15 protein-coding genes and 1 tRNA gene are annotated in these 14,010 nt (G+C 58.4%); 9 read left to right on the top strand and 7 right to left on the bottom strand.

What is annotated here, in order from left to right; translation table 11 throughout:
• A partial coding sequence (locus AKU79_RS08510) for an ATP-binding protein (RefSeq protein WP_050523169.1) occupies positions 1 to 478 on the top strand: 478 nt, incomplete at its 5' end.
• 149 nt (positions 479 to 627) lie between these two features.
• Entirely contained in the window at positions 628 to 1,107 is a 480-nt protein-coding gene (locus tag AKU79_RS08505) for a 3'-5' exonuclease (RefSeq protein WP_050523168.1), read from the top strand.
• 329 nt (positions 1,108 to 1,436) lie between these two features.
• On the opposite strand, the gene AKU79_RS08500 is transcribed toward AKU79_RS08505, so the two are convergent.
• Both AKU79_RS08500 and AKU79_RS08495 read right to left on the bottom strand, forming a co-directional pair.
• A tRNA-Thr gene (locus tag AKU79_RS08500) sits at positions 1,437 to 1,512 on the bottom strand.
• A 63-nt stretch (positions 1,513 to 1,575) separates the two neighbouring features.
• Positions 1,576 to 3,249: an ABC transporter permease gene (locus AKU79_RS08495; RefSeq protein WP_082223977.1), complete on the bottom strand. Its 1,674-nt coding sequence runs from the start codon at positions 3,247 to 3,249 to the stop codon at positions 1,576 to 1,578.
• A gap of 109 nt (positions 3,250 to 3,358) precedes the next feature.
• Here AKU79_RS08495 and AKU79_RS08490 point away from each other — a divergent pair, with 109 nt between their 5' ends.
• Positions 3,359 to 4,231 (top strand): hypothetical protein, encoded by an 873-nt coding sequence (locus tag AKU79_RS08490; RefSeq protein ID WP_050523167.1) that lies wholly within the window; start codon positions 3,359 to 3,361, stop codon positions 4,229 to 4,231.
• A gap of 65 nt (positions 4,232 to 4,296) precedes the next feature.
• On the opposite strand, the gene AKU79_RS08485 is transcribed toward AKU79_RS08490, so the two are convergent.
• On the bottom strand, positions 4,297 to 4,551 hold the full coding sequence (locus AKU79_RS08485; RefSeq protein ID WP_050523166.1) for a DUF2312 domain-containing protein: 255 nt from the start codon (positions 4,549 to 4,551) through the stop codon (positions 4,297 to 4,299).
• Positions 4,552 to 4,775: 224 nt separating this feature from the next.
• Here AKU79_RS08485 and AKU79_RS08480 point away from each other — a divergent pair, with 224 nt between their 5' ends.
• Complete coding sequence (locus AKU79_RS08480) at positions 4,776 to 4,991, top strand: hypothetical protein (RefSeq protein WP_050523165.1); 216 nt, start codon at positions 4,776 to 4,778, stop codon at positions 4,989 to 4,991.
• Positions 4,992 to 4,998: 7 nt separating this feature from the next.
• On the opposite strand, the gene AKU79_RS08475 is transcribed toward AKU79_RS08480, so the two are convergent.
• Positions 4,999 to 6,849, bottom strand: coding sequence for an enoyl-CoA hydratase-related protein (locus AKU79_RS08475; RefSeq protein ID WP_050523164.1), 1,851 nt, complete (start codon positions 6,847 to 6,849; stop codon positions 4,999 to 5,001).
• Between the two features lie 106 nt (positions 6,850 to 6,955).
• Entirely contained in the window at positions 6,956 to 7,297 is a 342-nt protein-coding gene (locus tag AKU79_RS19250; protein WP_197087258.1) for a hypothetical protein, read from the bottom strand.
• 29 nt (positions 7,298 to 7,326) lie between these two features.
• On the opposite strand from AKU79_RS19250, the gene AKU79_RS08465 reads away from it, so the two are divergent.
• The 4 genes from AKU79_RS08465 to AKU79_RS08450 all read left to right on the top strand — a co-directional run bounded on the left by AKU79_RS08465 (position 7,327) and on the right by AKU79_RS08450 (position 9,624).
• Positions 7,327 to 8,190, top strand: a complete 864-nt coding sequence (locus AKU79_RS08465; protein ID WP_050523162.1) for an MBL fold metallo-hydrolase — start codon at positions 7,327 to 7,329, stop codon at positions 8,188 to 8,190.
• Between the two features lie 131 nt (positions 8,191 to 8,321).
• Positions 8,322 to 8,747, top strand: coding sequence for a YeeE/YedE family protein (locus AKU79_RS08460; RefSeq protein ID WP_050523179.1), 426 nt, complete (start codon positions 8,322 to 8,324; stop codon positions 8,745 to 8,747).
• A complete protein-coding gene (locus AKU79_RS08455) occupies positions 8,747 to 9,196 on the top strand; it encodes a DUF6691 family protein (protein ID WP_050523161.1) in 450 nt (149 codons plus the stop codon). Before AKU79_RS08460 ends, AKU79_RS08455 begins: the two co-directional genes overlap by 1 nt.
• On the top strand, positions 9,196 to 9,624 hold the full coding sequence (locus AKU79_RS08450) for a TIGR01244 family sulfur transferase (RefSeq protein ID WP_050523178.1): 429 nt from the start codon (positions 9,196 to 9,198) through the stop codon (positions 9,622 to 9,624). The genes AKU79_RS08455 and AKU79_RS08450 overlap by 1 nt, the downstream gene beginning before the upstream one ends.
• A 145-nt stretch (positions 9,625 to 9,769) precedes the next feature.
• On the opposite strand, the gene katG is transcribed toward AKU79_RS08450, so the two are convergent.
• Complete coding sequence (katG, locus tag AKU79_RS08445; protein ID WP_050523160.1) at positions 9,770 to 11,929, bottom strand: catalase/peroxidase HPI; 2,160 nt, start codon at positions 11,927 to 11,929, stop codon at positions 9,770 to 9,772.
• Between the two features lie 123 nt (positions 11,930 to 12,052).
• On the opposite strand from katG, the gene AKU79_RS08440 reads away from it, so the two are divergent.
• Positions 12,053 to 12,952: a hydrogen peroxide-inducible genes activator gene (locus AKU79_RS08440; RefSeq protein ID WP_050523159.1), complete on the top strand. Its 900-nt coding sequence runs from the start codon at positions 12,053 to 12,055 to the stop codon at positions 12,950 to 12,952.
• Here AKU79_RS08440 and mbfA read toward each other — a convergent pair.
• Positions 12,949 to 13,926, bottom strand: a complete 978-nt coding sequence (mbfA, locus tag AKU79_RS08435; protein WP_050523158.1) for an iron exporter MbfA — start codon at positions 13,924 to 13,926, stop codon at positions 12,949 to 12,951. The genes AKU79_RS08440 and mbfA overlap by 4 nt on opposite strands.
• Between the last annotated feature and the right edge of the window lie 84 nt (positions 13,927 to 14,010).

Genomic DNA, 14,010 nt, shown 5'->3' with positions numbered 1-14,010 from the left:
GGTGCTGATCGGAGGTCCGGGAACAGGGAAATCGCATGTTGCAACCGCCCTTGGCATTCAGGCCATCGAGCATCACCGTAAGCGCGTCCGCTTCTTCTCGACGGTTGAACTGGTCAACGCACTGGAGCAGGAAAAGGCCCAAGGCAAGGCCGGGAAGATCGCTGAGGCGCTGGTCAAAACCGACTTGGTGATCCTGGATGAGCTGGGATATCTGCCGTTCAGCGCCTCCGGCGGCGCGTTGCTCTTCCATCTTCTGAGCAAGCTGTATGAACGCACCAGCGTCATCATCACCACCAACCTGAGCTTCAGTGAATGGGCCAGCGTCTTTGGCGATGCCAAAATGACCACAGCACTGCTCGATCGTCTCACACATCGCTGCCACATCCTCGAGACCGGCAATGACAGCTACCGCTTCAAGGCCAGCTCCGAAACAGCGAAGAAAAAGCGAAAGGAGGCAACAGCATTGACGCCATCATAACCAGCAGATCATAACGGCTGGGTGGGTCAGATCTCGATGAAAATGCCGGGTCAGTTCTCAATGACAATCAACACGCACACATGCCGATCGGCTTCTACCGTCAACCGTTTCTGACGTGGACGGCAATATAGAAGGGCGGCACGGTGTCGATGTTCGACGGACCTCAGCCGATGGTCTTGGCTTGCAGTGACGCAGATCACGAATGCCGTGCGGTTGCAGGATGGATCTCGGATCGACTGAAGGAGGGCTACGCACCGCGCGAGGTCGGTATCTTCGTCATGTCTGAGGCGGAACTCAAGCGTGCGCGTGCTGCCGCGAAAGCTGCAGGCGTTTGCTCGGTCGAACTTAGCGAAAAAATCGAAGTGGCGGGTGGCGCAGTCGCCATCAGCACGATGCACTTCGCGAAGGGGCTGGAGTTCCGGTCGGTGGTTGTAATGGCCTGCGACGACGAGGTGATCTCGCAATCAGAGCGTATCGAGTCTGTGGCTGACGATTCGGACCTGAAGGAAGTCTACAACACTGAGAGGCACTTGCTCTACGTCGCTTGGACGAGAGCGAGGGATCACCTGCTGGTCACAGGCGTTTCACCGGTCTCAGAGTTCGTCGACGACTTCCTCAAGGGAAGCTGATCGAGGCGGTTGAATTGCTCTATCCACTGGAGGTCCCAATTGCTGTGGACCTGCACCGGTTTCACTCCGGCTATTTGAAAGAATACTTACCATCAAAGAAGCTGGCTATGGCAGTGATACGCAGCAACGAGTTCAAGCGGGGGCGCGGTTCGCATTGAATACACCAATGGCCATCCGTTTGATTGGTTGAGCTTGATGGAGTTGCGGAATGAACTCTTGTTTCCTACCTTAGCCGAGACAATCCAGATTGTTCCAACATCTACGCGCCACCAGAACAGATCCGACTCACGTGCAAGCGTTAAGTTTTTCACCTAAGCCATTGATTTAAGTGGTGCCCCCATACGGATTCGAACCGCAGACCCTCTGATTACAAATCAGATGCTCTACCAGCTGAGCTATAGGGGCAACGCGGACCAGATACCCTTTGCGACGCTGACGCGCAAGGGTTTGAAAAGCATTTTTTATAGATTACGCGCGATTTGTATGGGCCATTACCCAAACTGCGGCCAGACCCACGGCCATAACCAACAAGGCGGCCGGGGCGGCGTCTCCAAGGCGTTCAAGGCTTGCCTGCTCATACACTCTTGTGGCTAAGGTATTGTAATTAAAGGGGCGCAACAGCAAAGTCGCGGGCAATTCCTTGACGCAATCGACGAAAACAACAAGCAATGCCGTGGCAACGGAACGCCGCATCAAAGGCAAATAGACTTCTCGCAACGTAGCGCCTGCCCCACGCCCCAAGGAACGCGCGGCCAATGGCAAAGATGGCGATACGCGGCCAAAGGCCGAATCGACGGCCCCCTGCGCAATACCGAAGAAGCGCACGAAGTAGGCAAGAACCAGCGCGGCGGCCGTGCCCGTCAGCAGCAGCCCCGGATCATACCCCGTGATGGCCAAAACAAAATCGGCCAGCCGATGGTCCATCGCGGCCAAAGGAACAAGCAACCCGACGGCCAGAACTGTACCCGGCGCGGCATACCCAACCGAGGTAAGCGGCAAAACCAGCCGTGGAAAGCCACGTCGCGCCATGCGCACCCCGTATACCAGAAACATCGCCCCTGCCACTGTCAGCGCCGCTGCAATTCCGCCAACCACAATCGTATTGCCCAGCGCCTGCAACAGCCCTTTGGACACCCAGGCCTCGGGCTTTGTCAGCGCGTGGGACAGCATAACCGATACCGGCAACACGAACCCCACCCCAAAAGGCACCAAACAGGCCAGCGTTGCACCCCAGGCTTGCGCACCGCGCAGCGCCATAGGCTCTAACGGACGAGAGGCGCGGGACATACGGTGAAACCGCGCATTGCGGCGGCTCACCCGTTCCAACGTCAGCAAAGCGACAACGATAGCCAGAATAACCAGTGAAATCTGCGCCGCGCCGCCTGCGTTTCCGCCACTAAGCCAGACCGAAAAGATGCCGGTTGTAAGGGTTTGCACGCCAAAATGGTCCACAGTGCCAAAATCGGCAACGGTTTCCATCAATGCAAGTGCCACCCCCATTGCGATTGCGGGGCGGGCAAGCGGCAAGCCAACACGCCAAAACAACGCAAAAGGGCCGGAACCCAAAGCGCGCGCCACCTCATAGGTGCAATTGGATTGCTCGCGGAAGGCCGCGCGCGCCAAAAGATAGACATAGGGGTAGAGCGCCGCCGACAAAACGATTGCCGCCATTGTTCGCGTACGCATTGCAGGAAACCAGTAATCGCGCGCTGTTTCCCAGCCAAAGCTGGCCCGCAGCGCCGTCTGCACCACCCCCGAGTAGTCAAAGAAATCGATCAGGGCGTAGGCACCGACATAACCCGGAATCGCCAGCGGAAACAGCAGCGCATAATCAAGCCAGCGGCTGCCGGGAAAGCGGTACATCGCAATCAACCATGCGGCCCCAGTGCCGACCAAGGCGGTCAATGCCCCGACCCCACCCATCAGAAACAGCGTATTGCCCAAATAGCGCGGCAAAACAGTCGCCATCATATGTGGCCAAATGTTTTCAACAGGATGTAACGCCAGCCACACAACCGAAAGCACCGGTGCCACGACAATCAGCGCGATCAGCGCCGCGCCAGCCGACCAGCCATCAAACACGCGAAAACGCGACTCGCTCGATACGACGGGGTTAGGTTGTTGAGTGTTTTGCTTGGTCATAAAACAGTGCGATATAGGAAAGCAGTTTAACTGTCCAGAAAAGCCCGTATAGTCGCTGCACATTGGCCTGCCGCATGGCGCGCCAGCAAAGACGAACCGGAAGGCCTCGATGCGTATTGTTTATCACCTTGGTGCCCATTGTACGGATGAAGAGCGGCTCTTGCGCTGCCTGTTGAAAAATCGGGATGCACTGGCAGAAGAAGGCATTGTTGTGCCGGGCCCCGCGAAATACCGCACCCTGCTGCGCGATACAGCAATGGCCCTGAAAGGCGCGACAGCGACCCAAGACGCACAGGATGTGATTATGGACCAAATCCTGTCCGATGATGAGGCAGACCGGATTATCCTGTCTTGGGACAATTTTCTTGGCTATGCGCAAGGGGCGCTGCGCGGTGGCATCTACAGTTCCGGCGCGGAACGTATGGCCGCGTTTTGCCAGATATTTCCCACCTGCGAGGCAGAGTTCCACCTTGCCATCCGCAACCCCGCTACCTTTGTTCCGGCAGTGTATCAAAAGCAGCATGGCCGCAATTACGAGGAGTTCATGGAAGGCGTCGAGGTTGAAGACCTGCGCTGGTCCACGCTGATTGCCGCCTTGCGCGAAACGAACCCAACTGTGCCGATCACCGTTTGGTGTGACGAAGACACGCCGTTGCTTTGGCCTGAAATCCTGAAGGCTGTCAGCGGCCACAGCGACGAGGTAACATTGACCGACTCCGACGATCTTCTGGCCTCGATCATGTCCGAAGACGGGATGACGCGGATGCGCACCTATATGCAAGGCCACCCGCCGCAAAACGCGGACCAGCGCAGGCGGATGGTTTCCGCCTTTCTGGACAAATTCGCCCTGCCCGAACAAATTGATTTTGAGATCGAAATGGAAGGTTGGTCCGAGGAACTGATAACCCGAACCACCGAGGCCTATGATCTGGATGTGTCGCGGATCATGGCGATGGACGGGGTCAATTTTCTGGCCCCGTAACGCCTGAAACCGCGACCTGTGCTGACAAATCCAAACGGTTCAAGATGGCCCGAAGGCCCGTTTTATCACTGCATTCCAAGGGCGGCTTTGTACAATTCCAAAACGGCCTCTTCTTCGGCAACGTCATCGGGCGTGCGTTTGCGCAGGGCCACGACTTTGCGCAAAATCTTGGTATCATAGCCACGGCCTTTGGCCTCGGCCATCAGCTCTTTTTGTTGCTCTGCCAGATCTTTCTTTTCGGCGTCCAACTGCTCGAAACGCTCGATAAAGGCCCGCAATTCGTCTGCGGTAACGGAATACTGGTCGATTGGATCGCTCATGTTTGCCTCACATATAGGGAGCCCTTGCCTAGCGCGGTCGCGTGGGCGGTTCAAGTACGGGTTTCCAGTGGCGCGGCCAAAAGCTGCTGATCGGCGCTTTTCGTTCAAGGGTGGTCTGGCAAAGGCGATATGGGCAAACGGCGACAGCCGCTCTTGTCAGGCCCCGCCGGGTTCGATAGGGCAGGCATACAACCCGCACAGTCGCGGCGCTAAAAGGAGGCACAATGGACGTTTTGATATGGATCGGTGCAGCCGTGTCCTTGATCGGGGTTGCCGGTCTGGCGTGGTGTATCTGGATGGCGTTGCGCGCTCGCAATTCTGGCCTGCCGGATGAAGAGATCCGCAGCGCCCTGCAAAAAGTCGTGATTTACAATATGGGCGCCTTGGGCGTGTCAGCGCTTGGCCTGATGCTGGTGGTGCTGGGAATATTCCTGCGCTAGGGCGCGGCTAGGCGTCATTCAGGTCTGCCAACGAGATTCCCTGCCGGATCATATCATCCAGCAAAGGGGCCGGCGCCCAAACATCGGGGGCATCATTGGCCCAGCGGTTCAGATTGTCGCGCAGCACCAACAACCCCCGCCGTTGCGCCCAAAGCATTGGCCCGCCGCCCCAACGCGGAAAGCCGAGGCCAACCACCATCGCCAAATCCACATCAGACGGGCGCAGCGCCTTGCCTTCGCCGACCAGCCGCAGGCCCGCATTGGCCAGCGCCCCCATCACAGGCATGGCAAGTCCTGCCCAAAGATCGGCCGCCGCCCCCTGTTTCGCCCCTTGCGATTTGGGGGCGCTGCGATCTTGTGCGCGCGGCATCCCCCAACGCTCCAGCAGGTTCAGAACCGGCTCGGGGCCGTGCTGATCCTCTAGCGATTGCAGACTTGCCTGCAAAGCCACGGCAAGGCCCTGCGTGATACCAGAGCCTTGCCCCTGCACCACGTACCTGCCCATCCGTTTCAGCAACACGATCAGCGTTGAAATCGTCTCGGGGCCGGTATCGTCTGCGATCAACACCTCGGCCAAACGGCCATTTCGGGTAGCGGGCAACAAAACCAGCCCCAACCCGCGGATGCCCCCCTCACCTACCCGCCCCATGGTAACTATCGGCGCCCCTGCCTTGACGGCAACCATAGGCACATCGGCCTCGGGCTGGCGAAAGGCACCGGTCAGGAACAGTATATCCGCGGCGTCGCCTTCATCCTCGGGCAAGGCCGCCAACAGCCGCGCCCAGCGGTCATCATGCTCGGTCTGCGTGATTTTTCCGGCCTCGAGGCCTGCCGCAAGCCGCGTCGCAATCGCCTCTAACCCCGCGGTCAGAACATCGGCGTTGATGTCCACCAGCGTCACCTCATAACCTGCGGCCAACAGCTCTTGGATCAAGGCAACACCATCGGCCCCTGCCCCCAGCACGGTGATCTGGGCAATACGCAGCGGCTTGGCCCGTGCGCCGACCATCTTGGCCGCGCGACGTTCGGCGAAAAACACGTGCCGCAACGCCTCAGCCTCGGGCGAGGCAACCAATTCGGCAAAAGCCGCGCTTTCAAAGGCAAGCCCTTGGTCAAATGGCAAAAGCTGCGCAGCCTCGACACAATCGATAATACGGCCGGGCCCCGGAATGGGTGCTGCAGCGTTGGCGCGCCGCGCCTCGGCTATGGCTGCGATATAGGCCCTTGGGTCGCGCAGGCCGTCGCGCCGATCACGCGTTGGCACCGGCGTTACAGGGGCCAGATGCAGCGCCATGGCAACGGTTGCCTCGGCCAGATCCTGCTCGACCACCTTATCCAGAATGCCCATGGCCAGCGCCTCAACCGCGCGGATCGGCGTGCCGGTTATCATCAGACGCAAGGCTTCCTTTGCCCCGATCAGGCGCGGCAAACGCTGCGTGCCGCCTGCTCCGGGCAAGATCCCCAAACCGACCTCGGGCAGGCCCAGCCGCAGATCGGCAAGGCCAACCCGCGCATGTGCCGCCAGCGCCAGTTCCAGCCCGCCGCCCAAGGCCGTACCATGCAACCCCACAACGACCGGTTTTGAACTGTTTTCGATCATTACGCACAGATCGGGCAGCATGGGTGCCTGTGGCGGTTGATCAAATTCGGAAATATCGGCGCCAGCCGGAAAGGTACTGCCGCAGGCCAAAATCGCCACAGCCCGAACCCCCGGGTCTGCAAGCGCAACGGACAAACCCTTGGCCAAACCCGCACGCACATCAAAGCCCAGCGCGTTTACCGGCGGGCTATCTATCCACAGCACCTGCACAGCGCCACGGCGTTCAAAGGTGACAAAGGGATGCGTACTTTCAAGCATGGGTCCGCCCAGACAATACAGGCCAAGCGCCTGTGACTAAGCCTATTAACAAGCTTCTGGTAAGACTTGGCAACACCATCGCGTTGAAAACTGGTTCAATATGGCACTAAACCGGCATATTATCGAACATCGCTTCGGTTTCTTCTTCAGTCGAAATCTGCACACCCGGATCATTTGCGACCCCGGGCATCACCGCCATAAGCGCGAGCATTTCGTCAAACAAGCCCGCCAAATGTTTGCTGTCCGAATTTGCATGCATGGGCCAAGAGTCGTTCTGGGCCTTGATTTTTGCTTTATCCATCTTCTCCCCTCCCTTTGGGTCAGGCGTTTCACCGCTTTCGACACGTATTAATTTAGCACAACCAGCAGGATTTGGCTTGATACATATCAAAATAGGCAGATAATACATATTCAATTCTTGAAATATGTGTATTGGATGATATATCATGCCCGTAACCCAGCAATCAGAGGCCATCCATGAAACCGCTAATCCATGCCTTCTTTGATGAAGCCACCAATACCCTGACATATGTCGTGCGCGAACCTCAGGGCCGCGCCTGTGCGATTATCGATTCCGTGTTGGATTTTGACTATGCTTCGGGCCGCACCGATACTCGGTCCGCAGATGCGGTTGTTGAATTCGCGCGCAAAGAAGGCCTTGATTTGCAATGGATTCTTGAAACCCATGTGCATGCAGACCACCTTTCCGCTGCGCCCTATATTCAAGAGAAACTGGGCGGTAAAATCGGAATTGGCCAGCGGATTACCGTTGTACAAGACACGTTTGGAAAAGTGTTCAACGAAGGGACCCGCTTTCAACGCGACGGCTCGCAGTTCGATAAGCTGTTTGAACAAGGCGACAGCTTTATGATCGGGCAAATGCGTGCCGATGTTCTGCATACGCCGGGCCACACGCCGGCTTGCTTGACCTATGTAGTGGATGACGCGGCTTTTGTCGGCGATACGCTGTTCATGCCCGATTTCGGCACGGCGCGCTGCGATTTCCCCGGCGGATCGTCCGCTACCCTGTTCGATTCAGTGCAGAAAATTCTGGCCTTGCCAGATGAGACCCGCATTTTCGTGGGCCATGATTACAAAGCGCCGGGCCGCGAAGTATTTGCCTGGGAAACCACGGTCGGGGCGCAAAAGGCGCTGAATGTCCATATCGGCGCGGGCAAATCGAAAGACGAATTCATAGCCATGCGTGATGCCCGTGATGCGACGCTGGCAATGCCGCGGCTGATTATCCCGTCACTGCAGGTCAACATGCGGGCAGGCCAGATGCCAGAGCCCGAAGACAACGGCCTGAGCTATCTGAAAGTTCCTGTGAACGGCATTTAAGGTCAGTTGCCTAACGGCTACGCAAATCCGCATGCGTGGGGTAAATCTCGTTTCTTATGCCTTGAAAGGCAGTATACGGGGTCAACACTGACTGCGCGGCGATGGGCGGCGGCAAAACAGAGGAAAGCATGATACAAGAGGCATGGATTTGGGGGCTGGTTGGCGGGCTGTTGATCGGCTCGGCGGCGGCACTGTTTTTGCTGGTGAACGGGCGCATCATGGGGGCTTCGGGCATTCTGGGCGGGCTGGTGGATGGATCAGCCAAGGGAACATCGGCAGAAAAGATTGCCTTTATTGCGGGCCTCGTCATTGTGCCGGCCGTCATAGCTTTGGCAATGGGCGGCGTGAAAACGAACATCACCAGCAACCCGATCGTGATCATCGCGGCCGGCCTTTTGGTGGGCGTCGGTACGCGGCTTGCCAATGGCTGCACCTCGGGCCACGGGGTATGCGGTATTTCACGCCTGTCGCTGCGCGGTATCGTGGCGACGGTATTTTACCTGCTGGGGGGCGGGCTGATGATGGTCTTCTTTCGCCATGTCTTGGGGGTGATTTGATGAAGCGCAGTTTCTTTGCCTTTCTGTCCGGCGCGATGTTCGGGGTGGGCCTGCTGATCTCGGGGATGGTTGACACGACCAAGGTTCAAGGCTGGCTGGATGTTTTTGGCAACTGGGATCCGACGCTGGCTTTTGTGCTTGGCGGGGCGATCTTGCCGATGGCGATTGCTTGGCGGGTGGCGGCGCGGCGGCGCGTGGCTGTGCTGGGCGATCCTTTGCCCATGGCCAGCAGCCCAGCGCATCCTGACGCCAATATCGTGATCGGCTCAGTCTTGTTCGGGATGGGCTGGGGGCTTGCAGGTCTGTGCCCTGGCCCGGCGATGGCCTCGGCGACCTTTGGCGGCTGGGGTGGGTTGCTGTTCCTTGTTGCCATGGCTGCGGGGATGTATGTAGCACCACCGATACGTCGAAAAATCGAAATTCGCTCGACTCAACTTAAGGAAATATGATGGATATTCGTGCGCTGACCCCGACCTATTCCGTATCCCCGCAGATTGAGACTGCGGATCTGGCCGCGATCAAGGCCGCGGGATATGTTGCGGTGATTGATAACCGCCCCGATGCGGAAATTCCGCCAAATTTGCACACGATTACGATGCAGAGCGCGGCCGAGGCGGCGGGGCTGGCGTTTTTTGCCAACCCGATTATCGGCGGCATGATGACGATGGAAAACGTGACCCAGCAGGCAGACGCGATCAAGGCGGCGGGGGGGCCTGTTCTGGCCTATTGTGCCTCGGGGAACCGGTCTTCGATTTGCTGGGCGCTGGCCCATGCGGGGCAAATGCCGACCGATGAATTGATCGCGATTCCGGGCCGGTTTGGCTATCAGCTGGAAGGGTTGCGCGGGCAGTTGGACGCAATGGCCAAGAACGCCTGACCGCGCGCGGACGTTTTGCTAAAGCGTTGATTTACAAGGGTTACGGGAAAGAAATTAACCTGATCTTAACCCGTACACACTGCCTTACAGGCCATAAAAATGCCGGGCGCTTGGCCCGGCATTTTCTGTTTCAGCTATCGCGAGCTTAGGCCAGATCGGCGTTCATTACCTTGGTCCAAGCGGCAGCAAAGTCTTTGACGAACTTGGCAGCGTTATCGTCTTGGGCATAGACCTCGGCATAGGAGCGCAGGACCGAGTTGGACCCGAAAACCAGATCAACCCGAGTGGCTGTGTATTTTACAGCACCCGTGGCACGGTCTTGGATTTCATACAGGTTTTTGCCTTTTGGCACCCATTTGAAACCCATGTCGGTCAGGTTGACAAAGAAGTCGGGCGTCAGCGCGCCTGCGCGGTCGGTAAACACGCCATGCGCGGTGCCGCCATGGTTGGTGCCGATAACGCGCATTCCGCCGACAAGCACGGTCATTTCGCGCGCGGTCAGACCCATAAGCTGGCTGCGATCCAGCAACAGCTCTTCGGCGCTGACGGCGTAGTCTTTTTTCAACCAGTTGCGGAAACCATCGTGAATCGGTTCCAGCGGGTCAAAGCTGGCGGCATCGGTCATTGCATCGGTGGCATCGCCACGACCTTTGGTGAATGGCAGCGTCAGGTCGTGGCCAGCCGCTTTGGCCGCCATTTCCACACCGACATTCCCCGCCAGAACGATTACATCGGCCACGCTTGCGCCGGTTTCTGCTGCAATCGTCTCTAGCTTGGCCAGAACGGCGGCCAGACGTGCAGGCTCGTTACCTTCCCAATCTTTTTGCGGGGCAAGGCGGATGCGGGCGCCGTTGGCACCGCCGCGCAGATCCGAACCGCGATAGGTGCGGGCGGAATCCCAAGCGGTGGTGACCATATCAGACACTGACAAACCGCTTGCTGCAATTTTTGCCTTAACCGCGGCCACGTCATAACCCGTGTTGCCTGCTGGCACCGGATCTTGCCAGATCAGATCTTCGGCAGGAACCTCTGGCCCGATATAGCGTGCCTTTGGCCCCATATCGCGGTGGGTCAGCTTGAACCAAGCGCGGGCAAAGGTTTCCGAGAAATAGTCCTGATCGGCGGCGAAACGTTCAGAAATCGCGCGGTAGATCGGGTCCATTTTCATGGCCATATCGGCATCGGTCATGATTGGCATGCAGCGGACCGAAGGGTCTTCGACATCGGCGGGCATATCTTCGGGCGCGATGTTGATCGGTTCCCACTGCTGCGCGCCAGCGGGGCTTTTGCGCAGTTCCCAGTCATATTTGAACAGCAGCTTGAAATAACCGTTGTCCCATTTGGTGGGCTCGGTTGTCCACGCGCCTTCAACACCGCTGGAAACGGTGTGGCGGCCTACGCCTTTGTTGGGGTTGCCATTGCGCCAGCCCATGCCTTGCTCTTCGAGCGGGGCGGCTTCGGGGGCGGCACCGACCAAGGCGGCGTTGCCGTTACCATGCGCCTTGCCAACGGTGTGGCCGCCTGCGGTCAGGGCGACGGTTTCTTCGTCGTTCATTGCCATACGGGCAAAGGTTTCGCGCACATGCAGGGCGGTGCGCAGCGGGTCGGGTTGGCCGTTCACTCCTTCGGGGTTCACATAGATCAGGCCCATTTGCACAGCGGCAAGCGGGTTTTCCATGGTCGAGGCGTCATTCATATCACCGTAGCGGCTGTCGGACGGGCCAAGCCATTCCTTTTCGGCACCCCAATAGATGTCTTTTTCCGGGCCCCAGATATCGGCGCGGCCAAAGCCAAAGCCAAAGGTTTTCAGCCCCATGGATTCGTAAGCGACGTTGCCCGCAAGCAGCATCAGATCGGCCCAGCTCAGTTTGTTGCCGTATTTCTTTTTGATCGGCCAGAGCAGGCGGCGTGCCTTATCAAGGCTGACGTTATCGGGCCATGAGTTCAGTGGCGCAAAGCGTTGGTTGCCGGTGTTGCCGCCACCGCGACCATCGGCCAAGCGGTACGTGCCGGCCGAGTGCCACGCCATGCGGATCATAAAGCCGCCGTAATGGCCCCAATCGGCTGGCCACCAGCTTTGGCTATCGGTCATCAAGGCGGTCAGGTCGGCTTTCAGCGCCGCGAAGTCGAGTTTCTTGACCTCTTCACGATAGTCGAAATCGGGGTCCATCGGGTTGGTTTTGCTGTCATGCTGATGCAGAATGTCGAGGTTAAGGGCGTTTGGCCACCATTCGGCATTGGCGTTGGAATTGGCCGTGACGGCCCCGTGCATGACCGGGCATTTGCCGCTGCTTGTATCGCTCATAAGTGCTCCTCTGCTATTTGCGGGCGGTGCCGAATCTGGCAATTGCCCGGTTTGAGCGCATCGTATCATCCGCGTTTCATAATTAAAATTTGCATTTTCCAATATCTGCGATAGATTTTGCTTATGATAGGATTGACGTTAAAGCATTTGCGGTATTTCGAGGCGCTGGCCCAACATGGCCATTTCGGGCGGGCGGCGGACGCTTGCGCGATTTCGCAGCCGGCATTGTCGTTGCAGATCAAAGAGCTGGAGGCGATTTTGGGCACGCCTTTGGTGGAACGCGGGGCCCGGCAGATCAGGTTGACCAGCCTTGGCGATGTGTTTGCCGCAAGGGCACGGGATATTCTGCGGCAGGTGGATGAGTTGGACGATCTGGCGCGGGCGTCCTTTAGCCCATTGGTCGGGCGCTTGCGGATCGGGATTATTCCGACAGTGGCGCCCTATCTTTTGCCCAAGGTTATCAAGGCGTTGACGGGGCGCTATTCGGTGCTGGACCTGCGCCCGCGCGAGGCGGTGACGCAAAAGCTGTTGGCCGATTTGAAGGATGGCAAGCTGGATACGGCGATTGTCGCGCTGCCGGTGTCGGAGCCATCGCTGCATGAAGAGGCGCTGTTTGACGAGGAATTCGTGCTGGTGCGCCCGTTGGAAGATGCGCATAAGCCGGTGCCCGACCCGCAGTCGCTGCGCGAAATGCGGCTTTTGTTGCTGGAGGAAGGCCATTGTTTTCGAGATCAGGCCTTGTCGTTTTGCAAGATGTCCTCGGCCGTGCCGCGCGATTTGATGGAGGGGAGTGCGCTGTCAACGCTGGTGCAGATGGTGGGGGCGGGGATCGGGGTGACGCTGATACCGGAAATGGCGGTGGCGATTGAGACGCGGTCGGCCGATGTGTCGGTGGCGCGGTTGGCGCAACCACGGCCAACCCGCACAATCGGAATGGTGTGGCGCAAGACAAACCCCTTGGCCGACCAGCTGGCGCATATTGCGGGGATTGTTCAGCAGGCTGGCGGGGTAAAGCAGCTCTAACCGGCGCCGATCAACATACCTGCGCCCAACACCAGTGCGCCCCCCAAGACCACCTGAAAGGCCGCCCGCAGGAACGGGGTTTCCATATAGCGGTTCTGAATCCAGGCAATCGCCCACAGTTCAAAGAACACAAGGATAATCGCGATGACCGTGGCGGTCCAGAAATCGGGGATCAGGTAGGGCAACGCGTGGCCAAGCCCGCCCAAAGTGGTCATCACACCGGCCGAAAGACCCCGTTTGATAGGCGAACCACGGCCCGAAAGCTGGCCATCATCCGATGCCGCCTCGGTAAAGCCCATCGAGATACCTGCGCCGATGGCAGCGGCCAGTCCAACCAGCAAAGTCGTGTGGTTATTTTGCGTGGCAAAGGCCACGGCAAAGATTGGCGCAAGGGTAGAAACCGAGCCATCCATCAAGCCCGCCAGCCCCGGCTGTACCCAAGTCAGCACGAATTGGCGGTGGGCGTTCTGGTCTTCTTCGGAACGGGCGTCCTGGCCCAGATGCTTGGCCTCAAGCGCGGTGGCGCGGTCTTCGTGTGCTGCCTCGGCTGCGGCCAGATCGCCCAGCAGTTTGCGGGTGCCTGCATCGGTGGTTCTGGCAGCGGCGCGCATATAGAAATCATGCGCGTCCTTTTCCATCGCCGCAGCTTCGGTCCTGATTTTTTCCAAGCCGAGGTTATGGGTCAGCCACACCGGGCGGCGGGCGTAAAAGCCTGCGACATGTTCGCGGCGGATCAGCGGAATGACCTTGCCAAACCGTTCCATGTGCAGATCGATCAGACGCTGGCGGTGGGTGTCTTCCTCTTCGGCCATGCCATCGAAAACGGCGGCAGAATTGGGGTAATCGCTGCGCAGGGCCTCGGCATAGCTGCGGTAGATGCGGGCGTCATCCTCTTCGGATGAAATGGCCAGCGCCAAGATCTCTTGCTCGGACAGGTCGGAAAAACGGCGGCGGTTGGAAAAGCCGGGGATCATGTTTGCCTCCACTTTAGAATGATTCCAAGTTAGTGCCCTGCTTACCGATGCGCAAGCCTGAAAGGCGCGACATAATAACTAGAC

The sequence above is a fragment of the Pseudorhodobacter wandonensis genome (genome assembly GCF_001202035.1).
Classification (GTDB): Bacteria; Pseudomonadota; Alphaproteobacteria; order Rhodobacterales; family Rhodobacteraceae; genus Pseudorhodobacter; species Pseudorhodobacter wandonensis.
Note: the sequence above shows the minus strand (reverse complement) of the source record. Positions and strands in the feature narration are given on the sequence as shown.

Excerpts from the sequence above, each read along its gene's own strand:
- AKU79_RS08505 (WP_050523168.1), top strand. The coding sequence starts at position 628 with ATGTTCGACGGACCTCAGCCGATGGTCTTGGCTTGCAGTGACGCAGAT.
- AKU79_RS08495 (WP_082223977.1), bottom strand. The coding sequence starts at position 3,249 with ATGACCAAGCAAAACACTCAACAACCTAACCCCGTCGTATCGAGCGAG.
- AKU79_RS08490 (WP_050523167.1), top strand. The coding sequence starts at position 3,359 with ATGCGTATTGTTTATCACCTTGGTGCCCATTGTACGGATGAAGAGCGG.
- AKU79_RS08485 (WP_050523166.1), bottom strand. The coding sequence starts at position 4,551 with ATGAGCGATCCAATCGACCAGTATTCCGTTACCGCAGACGAATTGCGG.
- AKU79_RS08480 (WP_050523165.1), top strand. The coding sequence starts at position 4,776 with ATGGACGTTTTGATATGGATCGGTGCAGCCGTGTCCTTGATCGGGGTT.
- AKU79_RS08475 (WP_050523164.1), bottom strand. The coding sequence starts at position 6,849 with ATGCTTGAAAGTACGCATCCCTTTGTCACCTTTGAACGCCGTGGCGCT.
- AKU79_RS19250 (WP_197087258.1), bottom strand. The coding sequence starts at position 7,297 with ATGATATATCATCCAATACACATATTTCAAGAATTGAATATGTATTAT.
- AKU79_RS08465 (WP_050523162.1), top strand. The coding sequence starts at position 7,327 with ATGAAACCGCTAATCCATGCCTTCTTTGATGAAGCCACCAATACCCTG.
- AKU79_RS08455 (WP_050523161.1), top strand. The coding sequence starts at position 8,747 with ATGAAGCGCAGTTTCTTTGCCTTTCTGTCCGGCGCGATGTTCGGGGTG.
- AKU79_RS08450 (WP_050523178.1), top strand. The coding sequence starts at position 9,196 with ATGGATATTCGTGCGCTGACCCCGACCTATTCCGTATCCCCGCAGATT.
- katG (WP_050523160.1), bottom strand. The coding sequence starts at position 11,929 with ATGAGCGATACAAGCAGCGGCAAATGCCCGGTCATGCACGGGGCCGTC.
- AKU79_RS08440 (WP_050523159.1), top strand. The coding sequence starts at position 12,053 with ATGATAGGATTGACGTTAAAGCATTTGCGGTATTTCGAGGCGCTGGCC.
- mbfA (WP_050523158.1), bottom strand. The coding sequence starts at position 13,926 with ATGATCCCCGGCTTTTCCAACCGCCGCCGTTTTTCCGACCTGTCCGAG.